Origin of the sequence: Clavibacter phaseoli (assembly GCF_021922925.1) — a bacterium.
GTDB lineage: Bacteria > Actinomycetota > Actinomycetes > Actinomycetales > Microbacteriaceae > Clavibacter > Clavibacter phaseoli.
Genome location: NZ_CP040786.1, coordinates 2911945 through 2927111, shown reverse-complemented (window position 1 = coordinate 2927111; position 15167 = coordinate 2911945). Strand labels below are relative to the sequence as shown.

The 15167-nt window shown below is 74.3% G+C and carries 15 protein-coding genes; 10 read left to right on the top strand and 5 right to left on the bottom strand.

What is annotated here, in order from left to right:
* Nucleotide 1 precedes the first annotated feature (1 nt).
* On the bottom strand, nucleotides 2-892 hold the full coding sequence (locus FGI33_RS13930; RefSeq protein WP_237582033.1) for a carbohydrate kinase family protein: 891 nt from the start codon (nucleotides 890-892) through the stop codon (nucleotides 2-4).
* On the bottom strand, nucleotides 885-1937 hold the full coding sequence (locus FGI33_RS13925) for a LacI family DNA-binding transcriptional regulator (RefSeq protein WP_119434861.1): 1053 nt from the start codon (nucleotides 1935-1937) through the stop codon (nucleotides 885-887). The genes FGI33_RS13930 and FGI33_RS13925 overlap by 8 nt, the downstream gene beginning before the upstream one ends.
* A 113-nt stretch (nucleotides 1938-2050) precedes the next feature.
* Here FGI33_RS13925 and FGI33_RS13920 point away from each other — a divergent pair, with 113 nt between their 5' ends.
* Genes FGI33_RS13920 through FGI33_RS13905 form a run of 4 tightly spaced genes read left to right on the top strand, consistent with a single transcriptional unit; the run spans nucleotide 2051 to nucleotide 5284 of the window.
* The gene (locus tag FGI33_RS13920) at nucleotides 2051-3151 is read left to right on the top strand and encodes a substrate-binding domain-containing protein (RefSeq protein WP_119434860.1); all 1101 of its coding nucleotides are present in this window, start codon (nucleotides 2051-2053) and stop codon (nucleotides 3149-3151) included.
* Nucleotides 3152-3153: 2 nt separating this feature from the next.
* The gene (locus FGI33_RS13915; protein WP_119434863.1) at nucleotides 3154-4200 is read left to right on the top strand and encodes an ABC transporter permease; all 1047 of its coding nucleotides are present in this window, start codon (nucleotides 3154-3156) and stop codon (nucleotides 4198-4200) included.
* Nucleotides 4197-4994: an ATP-binding cassette domain-containing protein gene (locus FGI33_RS13910; RefSeq protein ID WP_119434859.1), complete on the top strand. Its 798-nt coding sequence runs from the start codon at nucleotides 4197-4199 to the stop codon at nucleotides 4992-4994. The genes FGI33_RS13915 and FGI33_RS13910 overlap by 4 nt, the downstream gene beginning before the upstream one ends.
* On the top strand, nucleotides 4991-5284 hold the full coding sequence (locus FGI33_RS13905; RefSeq protein ID WP_012039533.1) for a putative quinol monooxygenase: 294 nt from the start codon (nucleotides 4991-4993) through the stop codon (nucleotides 5282-5284). Before FGI33_RS13910 ends, FGI33_RS13905 begins: the two co-directional genes overlap by 4 nt.
* 96 nt (nucleotides 5285-5380) lie before the next feature.
* On the opposite strand, the gene FGI33_RS13900 is transcribed toward FGI33_RS13905, so the two are convergent.
* Entirely contained in the window at nucleotides 5381-6133 is a 753-nt protein-coding gene (locus tag FGI33_RS13900; protein WP_119435252.1) for an SDR family NAD(P)-dependent oxidoreductase, read from the bottom strand.
* A 192-nt stretch (nucleotides 6134-6325) separates the two neighbouring features.
* Between FGI33_RS13900 and FGI33_RS13895 the strand changes: the two genes are divergently transcribed.
* The 4 genes from FGI33_RS13895 (at nucleotide 6326) to FGI33_RS13880 (ending at nucleotide 10342) form a co-directional block, all read left to right on the top strand.
* A complete protein-coding gene (locus tag FGI33_RS13895) occupies nucleotides 6326-8401 on the top strand; it encodes a PhoX family protein (RefSeq protein ID WP_119435253.1) in 2076 nt (691 codons plus the stop codon).
* A 135-nt stretch (nucleotides 8402-8536) separates the two neighbouring features.
* Nucleotides 8537-8884, top strand: a complete 348-nt coding sequence (locus FGI33_RS13890) for a biopolymer transporter Tol (RefSeq protein ID WP_237582032.1) — start codon at nucleotides 8537-8539, stop codon at nucleotides 8882-8884.
* Between the two features lie 58 nt (nucleotides 8885-8942).
* Complete coding sequence (locus FGI33_RS13885; RefSeq protein WP_119434465.1) at nucleotides 8943-9548, top strand: hypothetical protein; 606 nt, start codon at nucleotides 8943-8945, stop codon at nucleotides 9546-9548.
* Between the two features lie 56 nt (nucleotides 9549-9604).
* A complete protein-coding gene (locus FGI33_RS13880) occupies nucleotides 9605-10342 on the top strand; it encodes a ZIP family metal transporter (protein ID WP_119434464.1) in 738 nt (245 codons plus the stop codon).
* Between the two features lie 40 nt (nucleotides 10343-10382).
* On the opposite strand, the gene FGI33_RS13875 is transcribed toward FGI33_RS13880, so the two are convergent.
* Nucleotides 10383-10871 (bottom strand): MarR family winged helix-turn-helix transcriptional regulator, encoded by a 489-nt coding sequence (locus FGI33_RS13875; RefSeq protein WP_119434463.1) that lies wholly within the window; start codon nucleotides 10869-10871, stop codon nucleotides 10383-10385.
* A 178-nt stretch (nucleotides 10872-11049) separates the two neighbouring features.
* Between FGI33_RS13875 and FGI33_RS13870 the strand changes: the two genes are divergently transcribed.
* Nucleotides 11050-12882, top strand: a complete 1833-nt coding sequence (locus tag FGI33_RS13870) for an ATPase (RefSeq protein ID WP_237582031.1) — start codon at nucleotides 11050-11052, stop codon at nucleotides 12880-12882.
* Nucleotides 12883-12962: 80 nt separating this feature from the next.
* On the top strand, nucleotides 12963-14291 hold the full coding sequence (locus FGI33_RS13865) for an MATE family efflux transporter (RefSeq protein ID WP_237582030.1): 1329 nt from the start codon (nucleotides 12963-12965) through the stop codon (nucleotides 14289-14291).
* Nucleotides 14292-14310: 19 nt separating this feature from the next.
* Here FGI33_RS13865 and FGI33_RS13860 read toward each other — a convergent pair whose 3' ends face one another.
* Entirely contained in the window at nucleotides 14311-15162 is an 852-nt protein-coding gene (locus tag FGI33_RS13860; RefSeq protein ID WP_119435177.1) for an aldo/keto reductase, read from the bottom strand.
* Nucleotides 15163-15167 lie beyond the last annotated feature (5 nt).

The following is a 15167-nucleotide window of genomic DNA, read 5'->3' as shown; positions in this document are numbered from 1 at the left end:
GTCAGGTCGTCGGCATCCGCAGCAGCGCGCCGTGCTCGCGACAGGTGGCCGCGGCGATCGCCATGCAGGTGCGGAGCATCGCCTCGCCCTCCGCGGGCGTGCGCGGCGCGCCCCGGCGCACGATGGCGTCGGCCGCGGCGGCGAGGCACGCGTCGCCGGCGCCCATGGTGTCGACGATCGGCCGCGGATCCGGCGCGATGCCCGCCGCCACGACCTCGCCGCCCTCGAGCTGCACGGACGCGCCGCGCGGGCCCTCGGTCGCGAGCACGAGTCGGCTGCCGGCCGCGTGCAGCGCGGACCGCGCGTCGGCCAGCGCGCCCAGGCCGAGCAGCGCGGTGTCGTCGTCGCCGATCTTCACGAGCAGCGACCGGGCGGCCGCGCGCGCGAACCCGGCGCGGAACCGACCGGCGTCGTGGAGCATGCCGGCACGGGGGTTCGGGTCGACGAGGAGGCGCTCTCGCGGATCCTGCACGGCCGCCAGCAGCTCGTCGGCCTGCTCGTGGTCGTCGTACGGGAAGCAGCTCACGACCACGAGCGACGCCGCGTCGAGCGCCGCGCGCTCCGCCTCGCCGATGCGGACGCGCCGGTTCCACGCGGCCTCGTTGAAGGAGTACCGCGGCTCGCCGTCCTCGCGCTCGCTGACCGCGACGGAGGATCCCGACGGCCCGACGGTGGCGATGAGCTCGACCCCGTGCGCGGCCAGCTCGGCGCGGATGCGGTCGCCGTGCGCGTCGTCGCCCACCATCGCGACGAGCTGCACGCGGTGCCCGAGGATCGCGAGGCCGACGGCGACGTTGAGCGCGGCCCCGCCGACGAACGCGGTCTCCTCGCCGTCCTCGCGGATGAGGTCGATGAGGGCGTCGCCGACGACGACGATGGGCTGGTCATGCATGGTGGGGGACCTCTCCTGAGCCGCGGACGATGAGCGTGGTGGGGACGACGACGGTCTGCGCGGGACCGGTGTCGCCGTCGAGCCGGGCGAAGACGCGCTCGGCGGCGGCGTGGCCGATGCCCGAGGGGTCCTGCGCGATCACGGTGACGGCCGGATCCAGCAGCTCGGCCATCGGCAGGTCGTCGAAGCCGACGAGCGCGATGCACCGGTGGGCGCCGTGCCGCCGGAGGGCCGCGATGACGCCGATGGTGATGAGGTTCTGCCCGCTGACGATCGCGGTCGGCGGCTCGGGCAGGGCGAGCAGGCGCTCGGCGAGCGCCTCGGCCACGCGCTCGTCGTACGCGCCCTCGAGGGCGTACCCCGGCGGCACCGGCAGCCCGCGCCGCGTCATCTCCTCGACGAAGCCGCGCTCGCGCTCCCGGGCCGTGAAGATCTCCGGCCGGTCGCCGAGGAACGCGATGCGGCGGTGCCCCTGGTCGGCGAGGTGCGCCACGGCCCTCGAGATGCCGGCCGCGTTGTCGACGATGACCGAGTCCGCCTCCAGCCCCGCGGGCACGCGGTCGACGAAGACCAGCGGCGTGCCGCGCGATGCCGCGACGCCGAGGTAGGCCTGGCTGGGCGCGATGGTCGTGAGGATGAGCCCGTCGACCCGGCGGGCGAGGAAGGCGTCGACGGAGGAGCGCTCGCGCTCGGGGTCGTCGTCGAGGCTCGAGGCGAAGACGGCGACGCGCCGCTCCTTCGCCACCTCCTCCACGGCGCGGTGCACGGCGCCCGAGAACGGGTTGGCGACGCTGCCGACGAGCAGGCCGAGCGTGTTGGTGCGCCGGTCGGCGCGGCGCAGGTTGCCGGCGTGCAGATCCGGCTGGTACTGCAGCTGCTCCACGGCCGCCCGCACCCGGGCGGTCATCTCCGCGGAGACGTTGGCCTCGCCGTTGACGACGCGCGACACGGTCTTGATGCCGACGCCGGCGAGCCGCGCCACGTGCTTCATCGTGGGGCGGCGCGCGGCCGACGCCGGACCAGGCGGTGATGACAACGGTGTCACGAATGGGTCTCGCTCTCTGCGGTATGGGTTGACCATAGCGGGTCGGACCCGGTAGACCTCTCCCTGACAACGTTGTCGGGAGTGCGCTCCCACCCGAAGGACAGGATCCATCAATGACGAACCGATCCCCGCGCCTCGTGCGCAGCATCGCACTCGGCTCCGCGGCCCTCATCGCCGCCGCCGGGCTCACCGCCTGCTCCAGCTCCAGCGGCGGCTCCGGATCCGGCGACAGCGGCGGCTCCGGAGACGTCGGCGTCTCGCTCATCGTGAAGACGACCACCAACCCGTTCTTCGTCGCGATGGAGGACGGCGCGAAGGACGCAGCGACGTCCGCCGGCATCGACCTCACGCTCGCCGCCGGCAAGGAGGACGGCGACGAGGACACCCAGATCCAGGCCATCGAGAACGCCATCTCCAAGGGCGACAAGGGCATCCTCATCACCCCGAACGGCCCGTCCGTGGTCGACGCGATCCAGAAGGCCCGCGACGCCGGCCTCTTCGTCATCGCGCTCGACACCGCGCCCGACCCGGCCGACTCCGTCGACATCACGTTCGCCACCGACAACTTCGCGGCGGGCGAGGCCATCGGCAAGTGGGCCGCGGCGCAGCTCGACGGCAAGAAGGCGACCATCGCCCTCCTCGACCTGTACGACGACAAGGCCGTCTCGGTCGACTACAACCGCGACCAGGGCTTCCTCACCGGCATGGGCATCGACGTCGGCGACAAGGCGAAGAACGGCGACGAGGCGAAGACCGGCGACTACAGCGGCGGCTCCTACGAGATCGTCGGCAACGAGGCCACGCAGGGCGCCGAGGACGGCGGCCGCACGGCCATGGAGACGCTGCTGTCGAAGGACCCCGACGTCAACGTCGTCTACACGATCAACGAGCCCGCCGCGTTCGGCGCGTACCAGGCGCTCCAGGCGGCCGGCAAGGAGAAGGACGTGATCCTCGTCTCGGTCGACGGCGGCTGCGCGGGCGTGAAGAACGTCAAGGAGGGCGTCATCGGCGCCACCGCGCAGCAGTACCCGGTGAAGATGGCGCAGCTCGGCGTCGAGGCCATCGCCCAGCTCGCGAAGGACGGCACGAAGCCGGCCACGAGCGCCGGGCTCGACTTCTTCGACACCGGATCCGCGCTCGTCACCGACACCCCCGTCGACGGCCTCGACAGCATCACGTCCGACGACGCCGCGACGAAGTGCTGGGGCGAGTGACCGTGAGCCAGCGGACCACCGACCCGAACCCGCCGACCTCGGCGCTCGACCTCGCGAACGAGTTCCTCGACCGGCGCTCGCCCGTCGACCGGATCCGCGGGGTGCTCCACCGCTACCCCGCCGTCAGCCCCGCCGTCGTGCTGGTCCTCGCGATCATCGTGTTCGGCCTGCTCAACGACCGCTTCCTCGATCCCGCCAACCTGTCGCTCGTGACGCAGCAGGTCGCCGTGGTCGGCACGCTCGCGGTGGCGCAGACGCTGATCATCCTCACCGCGGGCATCGACCTGTCGGTGGGCGCGGTCATGGTGCTCACCTCGATGGTGATCGCGCAGACCGCCAGCCAGAACGGCCTGCCGGCGCCCGCCGCGCTGGTCGCCGGGCTCGTCGTGGGCCTCGCGGCCGGCGCGTTCAACGGACTGCTCGTGACGCGGCTGCGGCTCCCCCCGTTCATCGTCACGCTCGGGACGCTGAACATCTTCGTGGCGCTCACGCTCCTCTACTCCAACGGCGCGACCGTCCGCGGCGTGGACATGCCGTCCGCGCTCTCGTGGACCGGGCGCACGTTCGACCTCGCCGGCGTGAAGATCAGCTTCGGCGTGGTGCTCATGCTCGTGCTGTACGTCGTCGTCGCGTTCATCCTCGGCAAGACGGCCTGGGGCCGGCACGTGTACGCGGTCGGCGACGACAAGGAGGCCGCGCGCCTCGCGGGCATCAGCGTCAACCGGGTGCTCATGAGCGTGTACCTCGCGGCCGGGGCGATCCTCGCGTTCGGCGCGTGGATCCAGATCGGCCGCAGCAACGCCGCCAGCCCGAACGCCGGCGCCGACCTCAACCTCGACTCGATCACCGCGGTGGTCATCGGCGGGACCAGCCTCTTCGGCGGCCGCGGCACCGTCTGGGGCACGCTCCTCGGCGCGCTCATCGTCGGCGTGTTCCGCAACGGGCTCTCGCTCGCGGGGCTGGACGTGCTGTACCAGACCCTCGCCGTGGGAGTCCTCATCATCGTGGCGGTCTCCGTCGACCAGTGGATCCGAAAGGTGCGCAAGTGACCCTCACCGACCCCGCGGGGAGCGCCCCCGCCCCGACCCGCGCGCCCGTGCTCGAGGCGAAGCGGCTCGTGAAGACCTTCGGCCGGGTGGTCGGACTCGACGGCGTCAGCCTCGAGCTCTACCCCGGCGAGGTGCTCGCGATCATCGGCGACAACGGCGCCGGCAAGTCGACGCTCATCAAGTGCCTCACGGGCGCGGAGACGCCCGACGAGGGCGAGCTGTTCCTCGACGGCAAGCCGGTGTCGTTCAAGCGGCCGCAGGACGCCCGGGCCGCGGGGATCGAGACGGTGTACCAGAACCTCGCCGTCTCGCCCGCTCTCGACGTGGCGTCGAACCTCTACCTCGGGCGGGAGAAGCGGAAGAAGGGGATCCTCGGATCCGTCTTCCGCATGCTCGACACGGCCGGCATGCGCCGCGATGCCAAGGCGGAGCTGACCGAGCTCGGCATCTCGACGCTGCAGGACGTGACCGTGCCCGTCGAGAACCTGTCCGGCGGGCAGCGGCAGGCCGTCGCCGTGGCGCGCGCCGCGGCGTTCGGGTCGAAGGTCGTGGTGCTCGACGAGCCCACCGCGGCGCTCGGCGTGCGCGAGTCGAACCAGGTGCTGGAGCTCGTGCGGAACCTGCGCGACCGCGGCATCCCGGTGATCCTCATCAGCCACAACATGCCGCAGGTGTTCGAGGTCGCCGACCGGATCCACATCCAGCGGCTCGGCAAGAAGGCCGCCACGATCACGCCGCAGTCGCACTCGATGACGGACGCCGTCGCGATCATGACGGGCGCGGCGACGGCATGACGGCCACGGTCCTCTCCGCGGAGTTCACGGCGCTGCCCGGGAACGAGGAGCAGGTGGCGCGCATGATCGCGGAGCTCGCCGAGCGCGTGCGCGCCGAGCCCGGGAATGTCGTCTTCGCGCCCTACCGGCGGGTGGAGGATCCGGCGCGGTTCGTCGTGCACGAGGTCTACCGCGACGAGGCCGCGTTCCAGGCGCACATCGGGGCGGACTACGGGGCCGCGTTCAACGCGGCGCTCGGGCCGCTGATCGTGGAGGACGGCTCGCAGCTCACGTTCCTCGCGCCCGTCTGACGGGCACGGCACCCCGCGGCCGCCCGGCGTCTCGACGCGCCGGGCGGCCGCGGTCGTGCGCGGTCGTGCGCCGCGGGTGCGCGCGCGGAACGTGGGTCAGCGCGCCGAGTACCCGCCGTCCACGAGGTGGTAGCTGCCCGAGATGAAGGACGCGTCGTCGCTGAGGAGGAAGAGCACGAGGGCGGCGACCTCCGTGTCGGTGCCGAGGCGGCCGGTCGCGTGCTTGCTCTCGAGGTACGCGAGCGCGTCCGCCGAGAGGGAGGAGCGCACGAGCGGGGTGTCGATGAAGCCGGGGCCGACCGCGTTGGTGCGCACGCCGCGAGCCGTGTACTCGAGCGCCGCGACCTTGGTGAGACCGACGAGGGCGTGCTTGCTCGCGACGTAGGCCGCGTTCTGGGCGAAGCCGACGGATCCGAGCACCGAGCTCATGTTGACGACCGCGCCGCCGCCCGCCTCCACCATCGCGGGCAGCTGGTAGCGGAGGCCGTAGAAGACGCCGTCGAGGTCGATGGCGCGCGTGCGGTCCCACGCGGAGATCTCGTAGTCGCCGATGTCGGCCGGCGGCGCGCTGACGCCCGCGTTGTTCACGGCGAGGTGGAGCGCGCCGTACGTGTCGACGGCGTGCGCGACGGCGGCCTCGGAGTCCGCCGCCTTCGCGGTGTCCTGCCGGAACGCGGTGGCGGTGCCGCCCGCGGCCTGGATCTCGGCGACGACGCGCTCGGCCGCCTCCAGCTGGATGTCGGTGACGACGACCGACGCGCCCTCCGCCGCGAGCGCGCGGGAGATCGCGGCGCCGATGCCGCTGCCTCCGCCTGTCACGAGAGCGGTCTTCGTGTCGAACCTGGCCATGGGGATCCTCCTCGGGTCGAGGCGACGCGGATCCGCGCCGCCCCTCGACGGTACGCCCGCACGACCCGGTCACCCGGGGTTCACCCGGCGTCCACCCGGGGGTCGGGGGCGCGCCCGGGGGCGCCAATACCTTTCGGGCGTGATGCGTCCGCCGTGCCCGGTGGAGACGCCCGAGATCGATGGAGACCCCACATGACCCTCACCCGTGAGACCCACCACCGGCTGCTGCCGATCCTGTCCCGCGACCCCCACGCCCGCGGCAAGCGCAGCACGGTCACCTGCCACCTCAAGTGCGACGACGCGTGCACGAAGCCCGTGCCGAACGTCACCGACAACTCCTACTTCCGCGACATCGCCGGCCGCGCCCTCTCGCGCCGCACGCTGCTCGGCGGCGCGGGCGCCGGTGCCCTCGCGATCCTCGTGGCGCAGAACGCCGCGGCCCCCGGCGCCGAGGCCGCCGCCGCGCAGGCCGCGTCGAACCTGCCCTTCACGGCGATCACGCCCGTCGACGCGTCCGTCGACCAGTTCACCGTGCCGACCGGGTACCGCTGGCAGCCGATCATCCGCTGGGGCGACCCGCTCTTCAGCTACGCCGACGACTTCGACGCCGAGAACCAGACCGCGAAGCTCGCCGCGCGCCAGTTCGGCTACAACAACGACTACCTCGACATCATCCCGGTCAACTCGCGGAACAAGGAGGCGCTCCTCGTCGCCAACCACGAGTACACGAACGAGAGCATCATGTTCCCGCCCGCGGCCGACGACGCCGAGCTCGCCGAGCAGCGCCGCATCGGGAAGGCCTCGCACGGCATGTCGGTCGTGGCGCTGCGCCGCAAGACGGTCGGCCAGCCGTGGACGTACACGATCGGCCACCACCGCAACCGCCGCATCACCGCGGACACCCCCTTCGCCGTCTCGGGCCCCGCCGCGGGATCCGCCTCGCTGCGCACCAAGGACGACCCGAAGGGCACGCGGATCCTCGGCACGCTCGGCAACTGCGCCGGCGGCACCACCCCGTGGGGCACCGTGCTGTCCGGCGAGGAGAACTTCAACGGCTACTTCCGCACCGCGGGCACCTCCGCCGCCGACAAGCGCTACGGCCTCGCCGACAAGGCGACGACCCGCGGCTGGGAGGCCATCGACCCCCGCTTCGACGCCCGCACCGCCGGCTACGAGAACGAGCCGAACCGCTTCGGCTGGATCGTCGAGGTCGACCCGTTCGAGCCCGGCGAGGCGCCCGTGAAGCACACCGCGCTCGGCCGCTTCAAGCACGAGGGCGCGAACGTGATCCTCGGGAAGAGCGGCCACGTCGCCGCGTACATGGGCGACGACGAGCGCTTCGACTACCTCTACAAGTTCGTGTCGCACGACACGATGGTCACCGGCACCACGCGCCAGGACCGCAAGCGGAACAAGGAGCTGCTCACGCGCGGCGCGCTCTACGTGGCGCGCTTCACGGGCGACTCGCCCGTCGCGGAGATCACCGGCACCGGCCAGCTCCCCTCCGACGGGCAGTTCGACGGCATCGGCGAGTGGATCCCGCTGGTGGTCGACGGCGTCTGCCAGGTCCCCGGGTTCACGACCGAGGAGGCGCTCGTGCACACGCGCCTCGTCGCGGACGCGGCTGGCGCCACGAAGATGGACCGCTGCGAGGACGTGCAGCCCAGCCCCGTCACCGGCAAGGTCTACGTCGCCTGCACCAACAACACCGATCGCGGCAAGGCGGGCAAGGAGGGCGCCACGGAGATGAACCCGCGGACGACCAACCGCGACGGCCACATCGTGGAGATCACCGAGGACGGCGGCGACGCCCGCTCCACCACCTTCACGTGGAACCTGCTGCTCGTCGCGGGCGACCCGGCGAAGAACGAGTCCACCTACTTCGCGGGGTTCCCGAAGGACAAGGTCTCGCCCATCAGCTGCCCGGACAACGTCGCGTTCGACTCCGAGGGCAACCTCTGGATCTCGACCGACGGCGCCCCGAGCACCATCGGACTCAACGACGGCCTGTTCAAGGTCCCCGTCGAGGGCGCCGAGCGCGGCCACGTGCAGCAGTTCCTCTCCGTGCCGACCGAGGCGGAGACCTGCGGGCCGGTCGTGCACGACACCGAGGGCATGGTGTTCGTCGCGGTGCAGCACCCGGGCGAGGACGGCTCGTTCGCCGAGCAGCACTCGTACTTCCCCGACTACGTGCCCGCCGGCGCCACCCCGCCGAAGGGCGCCTGGCGCGGACCGCGCCCGTCGGTGATCCAGGTGTGGCGGGGCTGATCCGCGGAGAGCCGCTCGGCGGGGTGACCCGCTGAGCTGATCGGGGGGCCGATCCTGGGGCCGGGGCGTGCGTGCGCCCCGGCCCTCGTGCGTGCGCGGGCGGTCGGCGGGATCCGGCCGGGCTAGCGTCGAGGGATGAGCGAGCGCGGGGGCGATGCCGACGGATCCACGGACGCCTCGACCGACGACGAGCGCTGGCTGGTCGTGGGCGGGCGGCGGTGGCCGCGCACGGATCCGTCGCTCCCGGCCGACCTCGTGGATGGACTGAAGTCGCACCTCGGCCGCGGCCGCTCGGGCGTGGGCGCCGCGAAGCGCCGGGGTGACGACGACGCGGTGGCCGCCGCCCGGAAGCGCGTCGGCCTCGCGAAGCACGGCCTCGGCGAGCGCGGCCCGCGCTGGTGGGACGAGCCCGAGGACGCGCGCCTCGAGCGGGCGCGCGAGGCGCTGCGGGAGCTGGACGCGCTGGACGAGCCCGCGAGCTGACGCGCTCTGCCCGTCCGCCCGTGCGCCGGCCCGTCCGCCCGCGGGCCAGGCTGGACGCATGCAGCTCTACTCCGCGCTCCCCCTCGTCCGCGCCCGGCAGATCGCGGCCGACACCGCGGCGCTCGCGGGCATCGTCGTGTCGGTGCTCGTGGGGATCGCCGTGGCCGCGCTCATCCGCCCGCTCGGCGACCTCGGCCGCAGCATGGAGGAGGCGGGCACGCGGCTCAGCGGATCCATGACCGACGCCGCCGACGCCCTCGGCCGCCTGCCGCTCGTGGGCGACGCCGCGCGCGGGCCGTTCGAGGACGCGAGCGGCATCGGATCCGGCCTCGTGCAGGCGGGGCGCGACCAGCAGTCGCTCGTCGGCACCATCGCGCTCGTGCTCGGCCTGCTGGTGGCGCTCGTGCCGATCGCGTTCATCGTGCGGCACTGGCTGCTGCGGCGCGTCTCGTTCGTGCGCCGCGCGGCCGCCGCCCGATCCCTCGCCGCGACGCCCGGCGGCACCGAGCTGCTCGCGCTCCGGGCGCTCTCGTCGCGGAAGCCGGCGGCGCTCCTCAAGGCGCACCCGGATCCCGTCGCCGCCTGGCGCGCGGGCGACCCGCGCGTGGTGCGCCAGCTCGCCGACCTGGCGCTGCGCGACGCGGGGGTGTCGTCGGGGCGGTGATCCGGCGAGCTCGCCCGATGTGACGGCGACAGCGCGCGAGGAGCATCCTCGGAGGCATGTCGCCTCTCCTCCTGGCCGGTCTCGCCGGCCTGCTCTCCGGCCTGTCGCTCGTGGTCGGATCCCTCGTCGCGTGGTTCGTGAAGGTGCCGCGCGAGGTGGTCGCGCTCGTGATGGCGTTCGGCGCCGGGGTGCTGATCTCGGCGCTGTCGTTCGACCTGGTCGACGAGGCGGCGGCGAGCGGCGGGGTGATCCCCACGCTCGGCGGCTTCGTCGCGGGCGCGGTCGTCTACGTGGTGCTCGACCAGATCCTCGAGCACGGTGGCTTCCGCCGGAAGCACCACGGGAGGTCGGGCGGCGGAGGCGGCACCGGGGTGGGGATCGCGCTCGGCGCCCTCCTCGACGGCGTGCCCGAGACGGCCGTGCAGGGCCTCAGCCTCACGGGCGGCGGGGCGCTGAGCATCGGCGTGCTGGTCGCGGTCGTCATCTCGAACTTCCCCGAGGGCATGTCGAGCACGGCCGACCTCAAGCAGTCCGGCCGCAGCGCGCGCTACGTGTTCGGGCTCTGGACCTCCATCGCCGTCGTCTGCGCGCTCTCGTCCCTCGGCGGGTACGCGCTGCTCGGCGGTCTGCCGGAGAGCGGGCAGTCGATCGTGATGGCGTTCGCGGCCGGCGCGATCCTCGCGATGATCTGCGACACGATGATCCCCGAGGCGTTCCGCAAGGCGCAGGCGCTCACCGGGCTCGTGACCGTGCTCGGCTTCGTGGCGAGCTACGCGGTGCACCAGGCGGGGTGAGGCGGCGGAGCGGTTCCGGCCGTCGCCGGCCGGCGGCGGATCAGGCCTCGGCGGGCCGGTCCCGCGGCGACACGTTGAAGCGGTGCAGCAGGCCCGCGAGCTGCTCGACCTCGTCGGTGTCCCACGCGGAGAGGCGGTTCTGCAGGCGCTCGCGCGTGCCCGCCCGCACCTGCTCGAGGCGCTCCTCGGCGAGCGGCGTGAGGGTGAGGATCGTGGAGCGGCGGTCCTCGGGATCCGGCTCGTCCTGCACGTAGCCGGCCTCGCGCAGGACGCGGAGGTGCCGGCTGACCGAGCTCTTGTCCATGAGGAGGCCCGTCGCGACGGCGCCGGCGGAGGACGGGCCGGCGGTGCGGATCCAGCGCGCGACCGCGAAGGCGCCCGGCTGGAGGCCGGGGTGGAAGACGGCCGCCTCCTCGATGCGCAGCGAGCGGATCGACATGAGGAGGGCCCCGAGCTCCGTCGCCACCGACGAGACGGCGGCCGAGCGGTCGTCGGCGGGCGCGGGCGCGTCGGCGGTTCCGGGGATCACGGGGAGACCCTAACCGACCCGGATCCGCGCATACGCCACGCGGGATGAGCGTCGCGTCGGGCGGGGGCGCGTCGGCGGAGGGGCGGGGGCGCCGTCGGCCGCCGCCCGCGCGGATCGGCCGCAGGACCGCCCCCTGGTAGCCTCGTCCGCGCAGGCGGGGACGACGAAGGCGAGCCACATGACCGACGACACGCACGACACCGGCCACCGCGACGGCGGGGCGGCCGAGCCTCCCCTCCTCAGCCGCCGGGAGCTGCGCCGCCGCCAGCAGGAGATGGAGCGCACCTCCGCCGAGTCGTCGGGCGACGCGCACCGCTGGGTGGATCCGTTCCCCGCCGTGCCGCGCACCTCCGAGGGCGGCCTGTTCGGACCCGACCGCGTGCGCCCCGGCGCCGCGCCCGTCGAGGCCATGGCTCCCGAGACCGAGGCTCCCGCGGATGACGCGACCGCGCCCGACACCGCGGACGCGCCCGACGCCGACGCGACGGACGCCGAGCCCGACGAGGAGGTCGTCGGCACGCACGCGTTCGACGAGCTGTTCGACGACGCCGAGGACGACGACGTGGATCCCGAGGACCGCGTGCCCGCCCCGGCGGCTGCCGCTCCCGAGCAGGACGACGACGCCGACGACGCGCGCCCCGCCGACGCGCCCACCCCCTTCGACGCGGTCGTCTCCCCCGAGGCCGGATCCGCGTGGACGGTCCCCGCGCCGCACGTCGTGAACGCGCACCCCTTCCGCATGCCGCTGCGCCCGAGCGCGGAGCCCTCCGCGCCCGAGCCGACCGACGCCGAGCCCGCGCGCGCCGCCGGGTCCGCATCCGAGCCCGTCGACGCACCCGCGCCCGCCGACGCCGTCCCCGTCGACGACGCGCCGCCCGCCCGCCCCGCCTCCGCGGTCGAGCCGCAGCCGACCCCGGTCGCGTCCCTCCCCGCCGCGCCGGATGACGTCGAGGAGCCCGCCGACGAGCGTCGCCCCGGCACCGACCTCACGGCGTTCCCCGACGCGGATCCGCAGCGCTACGTCATGCGCACCCCGCGCGCCGACGCCGCCACGAGCGCCCTCACCCTCTTCCCCGAGCAGACCGGCCAGCGCGCGCCGCGCGGTCCCGTCCTCGCGCGCACCGGCTTCCGCGGCTTCGTGAACAGCATCACGGGCGGCGTCCTCAAGATCGGCCCCGGCGCCGAGGAGGCCGCCGCGAACTCGGAGGTCGCCCGACGCCAGGGCGACGAGCGCGTGATCCGCCAGGCCACGTGGTCGCGCGCGGTCAGCGTGCTGGTCGCCAACCGCAAGGGCGGCGTGGGCAAGACGCCCACCTCCCTCATCCTCGGCGGCGTGCTCGGCTCCATCCGCGGCGGATCCGTCGCGGTGGTCGAGGTCACCGACGATCCCGGGGCGCTCGGCTACCGCGCCGAGGGCCAGCCGCAGCGCGGGCTCGGCGAGCTCGTGCGCGACCGCGACGAGATCCACAGCGCCGGCCAGCTCGCCGGCTACACGGCGCCGCAGACGAGCTTCGCCTCGGTCGTCGCGTCCGTCGGCCCGCGCCGCGAGCTCACGGGCGAGGACGTGGTCGGCGTCGCGCGCCTCATCGACGAGTACTACGCGGTGCGCGTGATGGACTCCGGCAACCAGCCGTCATCGTCCGCCTTCCGCGGCGCCATCGAGGTCACCGACGTGCTCGTCGTCCCCGTGCTCAACGCGGGCGACGCGGTGCTCGAGGCCGTGGCGCTGCTCGACTTCCTGCGCGAGCTCGGCGGCCACGCGGCGATGCTCGCCGACAACGCCGTCATCATCCGCCTGCACGACGGTCGCCCGGAGGACCCGGCGGTCGTCGCGCGCATCGACCGGATCCTCGACGACGCCCGCCCGGCGCAGATCTTCACGGTGCCGTACGACGCGCACATCGCGGAGCGCGGCCCGATCTCGCTCGCCTCGCTCGACCCCGAGGTCGCGCGCGCCTTCACGGCCGCGACCGCCGGCGTCGTGCAGCGGCTCGCGCACGCGGTCCGCTGACGGACGCGTCCGCGGGCGGATCCACCGGGCGGCGCCCGCGGATCCGCCGCCCGCTCGACCGCGAGATCCTCGCCCTGGCGGTGCCGGCGCTCGGCGCGCTCGTGGCCGAGCCGCTGTTCCTGCTCACCGACACCGCCCTCGTCGGGCACCTTGGCAGCGCGCCGCTCGCGGGACTCGGCATCGCGAGCGTGATCCTGCAGACGATCGTCGGCCTCCTCGTCTTCCTCGCCTACGCGACGACGCCCACGGTCGCGCGACGCCTCGGCGCGGGCGACCGGCCGGGCGCGATCCGCGCAGGCATCGACGGCCTGTGGCTCGCCCTCGCCCTCGGCGCGGTGGTGCTGGTCCTGGGCCTGCTCTTCGCGGATCCGCTCGTGCGCGCCCTCGCGGACACCGGCGGCGCCGAGGCGGACCCGGCCGCGACCTCCGCCGTGGTCGACGCCGCGCGCACCTACCTCGGCATCTCGCTCGCCGGGATCCCCGCGATGCTCCTCGTCATCGCCGCGACCGGCCTCCTCCGCGGCCTGCAGGACACGCGCACGCCGCTCGTCGTCGCCGTCTCGGGCTTCGCGGCGAACGCGGCCCTCAACGCGTCCCTCATCTACGGGCTCGGGTTCGGGATCGCCGGATCCGCGTGGGGCACCGTCATCGCGCAGTGGGGCATGGCCGCGGTCTTCGTCGTGATCGCCGTGCGCGCCGCCCGCGACACCGGCACGACGCTGCGGCCCGGGCTCCGCGGGGTCGCGCGCTCGGCGGCGTCCGGCGGCTGGCTGCTCGTGCGCACGGCGTCGCTCCGGGCGGCGATCCTCGCGACGGTCGCGGTGGGCGCGGGGCTCGGGGTCACCGGGCTCGCGACCCTGCAGATCGCGCTCACCCTCTTCTCGACCGTCGCGTTCGTGCTCGACGCGCTCGCGATCGCCGGCCAGGCCCTCGTCGGCCACGGCCTCGGCGCCGACGACGTGCCGCGCGTCCGGGCCGTCGCCCGCCGGCTGGTGCAGTGGGGCGTGGGCCTCGGCGCGATCCTCGGCCTCGTGCTCGCGGCCCTCTCGCCGCTGCTCGGGCCGGTCTTCACGGGCGATCCGGGGATCCACCGCATGCTCACCGCCGTGACGCTCGTGCTCGCCGTCGGCCTGCCCGTCGCCGGGTACGTGTTCGTGCTCGACGGCGTGCTCATCGGCGCCGGCGACGCCCGCTACCTCGCCCTCGCCGGCCTCGTGAACCTCGCGATCTACGCGCCCGCGCTGATCCTCGTGGCGTGGCTCACGGAGACCGGCCGCGTCGCCGGCACCCCCGCCCTCCTCGCGCTATGGGCGGCCTTCGGCCTCGTCTACATCGGCGCGCGGGCGCTCACGCTGGGTCTCCGGGCGCGCGGCGACCGGTGGATCGTGACGGGGGTCGCGCGGGCCTGACCCGGCGGCGGGTCCCGCGTCAGTACATCGCGAGCGGACCCCCGCCGCGCGGACCCGGGAACGCGCGGTCGAGCTCCGCGAGCGTCTCCTCGGGGATCACGAGGTCGAGCGCCGCGCGGTTGTCGGCGACGTGCGCGGGCGTCGCGGCCTTGGCGGTCGCGAAGACGTGCGGCGCTTGGCGGACGACCCACGCGAGCGCGAGCTGGCCCGCGCTGACGCCCAGCGGCTCGGCGAGGGCGGCGAGCGTCGGATCCGTCGCGAGCCGGCCCTGGTCGAGCGGCGAGTACGCCATCACGGGCATGCGGCGGGAGCGCGCCCACGGGATCACGTCGTGCTCCGGCCCGCGCTGGGCGAGGTTGTAGAGCACCTGGTCGGTCTGCGCGGCGTCGCCGCCGGGGATCGTGGCCAGCTCGTCGAGGTCGTCCGCGTCGAGGTTGCTGACGCCCCATGCGCGGATCAGCCCCTCCTCGACGAGCTCCTGCATCGCGGCGACCGTGTCGGCGAGGGGGTGGGATCCGCGCCAGTGCAGCAGGTAGAGGTCGAGCCGGTCGGTGCCGAGGCGCGCGAGGCTGCGGCGGGCGGCATCGCCCGTGCCGCGGCGGGACGCGTTCGACGGCAGGACCTTGCTGATGAGGAACACCTCGTCGCGACGTCCGGCGATCGCCTCGCCCACCAGCTCCTCGGATCGCCCGCTGCCGTACATCTCGGCGGTGTCGATCGCGGTGAGGCCCGCGTCGATCCCGGCGCGCAGGGCGTCGAGCTCGGTCGCGCGGGCGCCGCGGTCGTCGCCCATGTTCCAGGTGCCCTGCGCGAGGGCGACGGCGGTGCGGCCGTCGGGGAAGGTGGTCGTGGGGATCTCGGTGTCAGCCATCGTCC